The following is a 6,646-nucleotide window of genomic DNA, read 5'->3' as shown; positions in this document are numbered from 1 at the left end:
GGAACGATCGGTGAGGCCGACGGGGTTGGCGAGAGCCAGAGCCGCGAGCAGGCCTGGCGCGTCACCGAACCGGGCCAGCGCCTCGGCGTAGCGCAGATGGGCGTGGGTGTACATGATGCCGATCTCGCGCCCGAAGAAGGTGCTCGCCTCGGCGCGCTGGAAGATCTCCATGGGGCCGCCCTGATAGCGGGCGGGACGGTCGAAGAGACGTGCGCCGTCGGGACCGAGCAGGTGCTTCTGGATCACCTCGAGGTGGTGGGCCGCCTCGTCCCGGGTAAGCAGGTCACCGGAGATGGCGTGGATCATCGGGAGCACCGAGTAGTGCAGGCCGGTGCGCCGGTCGGCGGGGTGGATGAGGTGCTCGACCGACCTGTCGTCCGCGACGAGCCCGTAGCCCGCGAGCACCCCGTCGTGCAGGAGCAGCTCACGCATCGACGTCGTCCCGCGCTGGGCGACTCCCGTGGCGCGCAGCGCGACTCGTCTCACGTCCACATCGTCAGGCGCAACCTCCGTGAGTGCGTCCGCGAGGGTCGTGAGCGCCTGCGCCTGCAGTGTGACGGTCCACGTCGAGACCAGCCGGGCCGCGAGGTCGGGGTCAGCAGGCTGCAGGGAGTCGTTCCAGTCGCCGTGCCCGTAACGGGGCAGGTCGGTGCCCGGCACCCGTTCCGCGTCGATGGCGTCGAGCGCCCGCTCGACGTGGTCGAGCACGGACCTCGGCCGGGTCCAGCCGCCGTCCTGCGTGAAGGGGACCAGGGTGGCGAGCAGGCCGCGGTCACCGCCCGCCGCAAGGTAGTCCGCCAGCGCGAGCAGCGGCCAGTAGACGACGTCCCCGTGGGCGTCGCCCTGCCCGAAAGTCTTGTGCCGCAGCAGGAAGTCGAAGGACTGGGGCCAGTCGCCACGGGCGTTCTGCGCAGCGAGGAGACGCAGGACCACGTCACGCAGCTCCGCGTGAGCGCCGAGACCGAGAAGCAGTCCGACCGGTCCCTGACTGACGTCCCGGGTGCCCCAACCGCCGCCGGTGAACTGCTCCAGACCGCGGGGGGAGAGGTAGTGGAGCAGCGCGTCGTGGACGAACCACGGGAGGACCTCGCCGATCCGACCGAGCTCGTCACCGGCCGGTCCCGGTGGCGGCTCGAGGACGAGCCGCCGGCTCAGCCCCGTCCACGCCCCCGAGCGGAGGTCACCGTTCGGCACGTCGGGCCCGGGGACATCGGTCACGAGCTCCGGCCGCAACGTCAGGGTCCAGTCGCGGATGGGCCGAGTCGTCAGGGTCACCCACGGCAGGCCGACCCCCTGGCCGTCGGCGAAGAGCGGCTCGTCGCCCGCGACGCGCGCCACGGACCCGGCCTCCCATCCGAGGTCGACGGAGCCGCCCGGGTAGCGCACGTCCGTGTCGGAACCGGCGGGCGCCCGGAGGGTGGCGCCGTCCGTGCGGTCCTCGCGACGTGGGGGATGCGGCAGTGCGCCGTCGTCACCGCCGAGCGCGACCTGCGCCGCCACGAGCAGCCGGTATGCCGTGGCGCCCGTCACGGTCACCCGCACCCGCACCTCGTGCCGGTCGGTCGGGGCCGTCGTCACCACCTCGATCAGGCCGTCGTCGAGGGCGTACCACCACCGGCACGAGCCCGGCGTGACCGCCCAGGCGGACGGCATGCCGAGCAGAGCCCACGCGTCGTCACCGGTCGCGGAACCGGCGACAGGGGCGACGAAGACCCGCAGTCCACTGGCCCGGAGGAGGTTGAGGTAGGTGCGCCGGAGCGAGAGCGCGGCGCCCAGGCTGACGTGCCCCTGGGTGACCTGGCTGGCGAACCACCCCGCCATCCACGCCGTCGTCGTCACCGCGCGCTCGTCGGGGACGAGGTGGCTTCCCGTGCGCATCAGGTGACCGTGGGGTCGCAGCACCTCCCGCTCCTTGGCCGCCGTCACGACGTGGGCGCCGTTCGGGGTGAAGAACGACCACGTGGCACCGTCGGGCGCCGTCTCGACCTCGCGCCACTCTGCCTGGGGCACCCCGACCAGGCGGGCCAGCTCGGCGTCGTCGGGTGCGCGGACCCCGAGGTCGACGGCCTGCGAGAAAAGCGTTGGGACAACGGAACCCGCCATCTCCCCGGTGAGAGGCGTCAGGGACGACCCGGCCGCCGCCGGGTCCGCGTAGGCGACCGCGGGTCGAACGGCGTCGTCCGGCCCACTGGCCGCCGGATGGTCCGGCACGACGAGCCCGTAGAAGCCGGTGCGGTGGGTCGACCCGGGTGCGAGCTCGACGGTCTCGCTCTGCAGGGCGACCAGGGTGTGCTCGTGCTGCAGCCGGGTCGAGGGGAGGTCGGCGGCGAGGCCCGGCAACGGGGTGCCACCGGGTCGTCGGCCATCACCACCGCCGCTCCTGCCACCGCGAACACCTCCGCCGCCCACGAGCTGGAGCGCGTCGGTCGCCCACCCGGTCGCAACGCCCAGGCAGCCGACCAGCGCCCAGGGCTGGCGCTCGCCCGGCATGTTCTGGCGGACGGCCAGCGCCGTCCCGTGCCCCGCGACCTCGACCGGCGTGAGGTCGAGGTACTGGCTCACGTAGTACTCGCTGGCCCGCACCGACCCCCGGGGAGCGAGGGCGACGTCATGGGTGTGGACGACGTCGACCGCGGCCGGCTCCGTCCCGATGTTGGTGACGGTGACGTGCCAGTACCAGCCGGCGTGACCCTCGGCCAGCCGGAAGCCCGCGGCATACGACAGCCCCGCCCAGACCCCGGTCGCGATGGGTCCGGCGCTGTCCTCGCTGATGGAGCCCGGGGTGGAGAGTCCGAGGAGTGAGACGATTTGGATACCGCTCGGCGATCTCTTGCGCAGCACCAGCTGGGCGAGACCGTCCTCGACCTCGGAGGCCGGGTGGAGCAGCAGGCTGAGACCGTCGAACTCGAGCGAGGTCAGGGACCCGCTGCGGGTCCAACGCGCACTGACACCAGCGGAATTGGCTCCCTCCCCCAGAGAAGGAGGCACGGGTCGGCTGACCGTCGGCGGCTGACTCACCCGACCTAGACAATCACATCCGCGAGAAGCCGGGGCAGTGGTGCCATGCGAAAGATGTGGGGTGCGTCTAGAGTTTGGTCTCGACAGCCGAGACATGATCGGCTAGAAAAGTGTCAGCCGGTCTGCACCGGAACCGCAAAGAAGCGGGTATGCGCTGGTCGTGTCTCTCAGCCAGTAAAGCGGTCGCCGTGGTCGGCGCTGCCGTGGTCGCTGCGTCGATGACCGCCTGCGGCGGCTGGCGCGACACCTCGGTGTCCGGGGCCGGCGCCCGGGGGGCCGGCAACATGATCGCGCAGCTCAACTTCCCCGCGGAGTCGGACGCGTCGGTCGGGGGACTGGCCAACTACAACCCGTTGGCGGCCAAGCAGCTGACCCTCAACTGGATCTACGAGCCGCTCATCGTGCGCAACAACCTCTCGTGCACCGAGACCCCGTGGCTGGCGACGAAGGCCACCTGGACCGGCGCCACGGTCCTCACCTTCGACATCCGCCAGGGCGTGAAGTGGAGCGACGGGAAGGACTTCACCGCGCAGGACGTCGCCTTCACGTTCAACCTCGGCAAGAAGTATGCCGCCGCCGACAAGGCGGGTATCTGGAACACCACGTTCGGTGCACCGGCGACCTCCGTCGTCGTCCGGGGCAACGCCGTGGTGCTGACGTTCAGCGGCCCGGCGGTCGGCAAGTACCAGGGCATCATCACCACGAAGATGCTCCCGGAGCACCTCTACGGGTCGGTGGGTGACCCGACGAAGTTCATCGACAAGAGCCCGGCGGGGACCGGACCCTTCGCGGTCGAGTCCTACAACGGTCGCCGGCTCGTGCTGGTGCGTCGCGCCGACTACTGGCAGGCCGACAAGATCAAGGTCCAGCGGCTGGTCCTCGAGGGCAGCTTCGAGGCCTCCCAGGCGGCCCTGAAACTGCGTTCAGGAGAGCTCGACGCCTACTGGGGTGAGGTCCCCAACCCCGAGAAGACCTTCGTGTCGGCCGATCCGCGGACGAACCACTACTGGTTCGCTCCGAACGGTGCCAACGTCCTCACCGGCAACGTCACGAAGGCGCCGTTCAGCGACGTGAAGTTCCGGGAGGCGATCTCCTACGGCATGGACAAGGACGCCATGTCCCTCAAGGCGACCTACGGGATCATGAAGCCCGCCAGCCAGACCGGGCTCAAGCTCCCCTACCAGCAGGCCCTCATGCCGGCCCGGTACTCCGGCGCCGACACCGTCCTTCCGTTCGACCTCGCCAAGGCCAACCGGCTGCTCGACGCCGCCGGATACAAGAAGGGGGCGGACGGGCAGCGGACCAACCCGGACGGCTCTCCCCTGGCGCTGGTCTTCTCCGTCCAGGCCGGCTTCATCGACTACCAGTCGATCGCCGACGTGGTCGTCGCCGACTTCAACGCGATGGGGGTGACAGCCAAGGTCACCGCGTCCGCGCCCGACTCCGTGGACGGGCAGAAGAAGACCGGCGACTACCAGATGATGCTCGAGTTCCTCTATGGCGGCTGCGACGTCGCTCGCGGGCTGGGGGCCAAGCTCGCGACGAACCAGATCCCAACGAAGACCGACATCTTCCCCAACGTCGAGCGGTTCAGTGACAGGGCCACCGACGCGACCATCGACCAGCTGTCTCAGGAGCCGGCCAAGGACCAGCAGAAGACGCTCGCCGGCACGCTCGTCGACACGATGATGACCCAGTTCCCGGTGACCCCGTTGATCTACGGGCCGTCCCGGATCCTCTACCGCACCGACAAGGCCCAGGGCTGGCCGAGCGAGCAGAACCCCTACGCCAACCCGGCCGACGACCGCCTCCTCATCCTCACCCACCTCACCCCGGCGTCATGAAGTACTTCGCGCGCAAGATCGGCTTCTTCCTCGCGACCCTCTGGGCCGTGGTCACCCTCAACTTCCTCATCCCCCGCCTGCAGCCCGGCGACCCCGCCACCAAGATGGTGCAGCGACTGGCCGGCAAGGACAACGCGATCGACCCCGCCCAGGTCAGGGCCATCCGGGCCATGCTCGGCGAGCCCACCGGCTCGTTGCTCAGCCAGTACGGCGGCTACCTCGGGCAGCTCGTCCACGGTGACTTCGGCCTCTCCTACACCTACTACCCCTTCAAGGTCACCGACGTCATCGGCCAGGGGCTCTGGTGGACCTTCGTGCTCGTCGTCGTGACCCAGGTGCTCTCGTTCGTCCTCGGGATCACCCTCGGAGCCTTCGCCGCGTGGCGGCGCAACACGCGCTTCGACACGGTCGTCACGTTGGGGTCGACCTTCCTCGGCACCCTGCAGCCGTTCTGGATCGCCTTGCTCCTGCTCTTCGTCCTCGGCTACGAGACCGGCATCTTCCCGACCTCCGGCGGCTACGCCTCGGCCGAGATCGGCTTCAACTTCCCCTTCATCAAGGAGGCCTTCGAGCACTCGGTGCTCCCGGCGATCGCCCTCCTCATCGTCACGCCGATCGGCTGGATCCTCGGCATGCGCAACACCATGGTGATGAACCTCGGAGAGGACTACATCCGCCTGGCCAAGGCCAAGGGCCTGTCCGACCGGACGGTCGCCCTGCGGTATGCCGCACGAAACGCGCTGCTGCCCAGCGTCACCGGCTTCGCACTGGCCCTCGGCGGGGTGCTCGGCGGCGCCATCCTCGTCGAGACCGCCTTCGACTACCCCGGCCTCGGCCGACTGATGGGGGAGGCGGTCGGCAACAAGGACTACCCGCTGCTGCAGGCGCTGCTGCTCCTCACCACGACCGGAGTCCTCATCGCCAACCTCGTCGCCGACCTGCTCTACGGCGTCCTCGACCCGCGCGCCAGGAGGGCAGCAGGATGAGCACCACGACCACGACCGGCGCGATGGCAGAGGGCGATCCGCGGCAGGCCCTCGCCTCCGAGGGGCTCGAGCAGGTGAGCGACGCCGAGACCCCGGAGACCTGGTACCAGGTCGTCTGGAGCAGCAAGAAGGCGCGTGTCGGCATCGTCATCCTCGCGGTCTACATCCTCGTCGCGATCTTCGCGCCGCTGGTCGCGCCCCACGACCCCAACGACTCGAACTTCGCCCCGCTCCTCCCGCCGAGTGGCGCCAACTGGCTCGGGACCACCACCACCGGGCAGGACATCGCGTCCCAGCTCATCTACGGCACCCGGATCTCGTTGGTCGTCGGGCTCTTCGGCGGCCTGCTGGCCACCGGGATCGCCCTCATCATCGGGATGATCTCGGGCTACGCCGAGGGGACCCTGCTCGACGACATCCTCTCCTTCTTCACCAACGTCGCGCTGGTCATCCCGGCGCTGCCGCTGATCATCACCCTGGTGGCCTACTCCGACGTCCGTGGGGTCCCCCTCATCGTCGGTGTCATCGCCATCACCTCGTGGGCCGGCGCCGCCCGGGCCAAGCGCTCGCAGATCATCACCCTGCGCAACCGCGACTTCGTCACCGCGGCCAAGTTCTCCGGCGAGGGCACCTGGCGCATCGTCTTCCGCGAGATCATGCCCAACATGACCTCGCTCGTCGCCGCGAGCTTCGTCGGTGCCGCCACCGGCGCCATCGGGGCGGAGGCCGGCCTCGCCGTGCTCGGCCTCGGCAACTCGGGGGCGGTGTCGTGGGGCACGATGCTCTACCAGTCCAACG

At 70.0% G+C, this 6,646-nt stretch carries 4 protein-coding genes; 3 read left to right on the top strand and 1 reads right to left on the bottom strand.

Features of this window, described 5'->3' with window-relative positions; translation table 11 throughout:
* On the bottom strand, positions 1-2,988 hold a 2,988-nt coding region (locus Q0R63_RS13475), incomplete at its 3' end, for a cellobiose phosphorylase (RefSeq protein WP_295698122.1).
* Positions 2,989-3,167: 179 nt separating this feature from the next.
* On the opposite strand from Q0R63_RS13475, the gene Q0R63_RS13470 reads away from it, so the two are divergent.
* From Q0R63_RS13470 to Q0R63_RS13460, 3 genes are all read left to right on the top strand, one after another.
* A complete protein-coding gene (locus Q0R63_RS13470) occupies positions 3,168-4,862 on the top strand; it encodes an ABC transporter substrate-binding protein (protein WP_295698119.1) in 1,695 nt (564 codons plus the stop codon).
* Positions 4,859-5,848, top strand: a complete 990-nt coding sequence (locus Q0R63_RS13465) for an ABC transporter permease (RefSeq protein ID WP_295698116.1) — start codon at positions 4,859-4,861, stop codon at positions 5,846-5,848. Before Q0R63_RS13470 ends, Q0R63_RS13465 begins: the two co-directional genes overlap by 4 nt.
* A partial coding sequence (locus Q0R63_RS13460) for an ABC transporter permease (RefSeq protein WP_295698114.1) occupies positions 5,845-6,646 on the top strand: 802 nt, incomplete at its 3' end. The genes Q0R63_RS13465 and Q0R63_RS13460, both read left to right, overlap by 4 nt.

Source organism: Lapillicoccus sp. (genome assembly GCF_025353065.1).
GTDB lineage: Bacteria > Actinomycetota > Actinomycetes > Actinomycetales > Dermatophilaceae > Lapillicoccus.
The sequence above is the reverse complement of the archived record's forward strand: the minus strand, read 5'-3'. Positions and strand labels throughout refer to the sequence as shown.

Excerpts from the sequence above, each read along its gene's own strand:
- Q0R63_RS13465 (WP_295698116.1), top strand. The coding sequence starts at position 4,859 with ATGAAGTACTTCGCGCGCAAGATCGGCTTCTTCCTCGCGACCCTCTGG.
- Q0R63_RS13470 (WP_295698119.1), top strand. The coding sequence starts at position 3,168 with ATGCGCTGGTCGTGTCTCTCAGCCAGTAAAGCGGTCGCCGTGGTCGGC.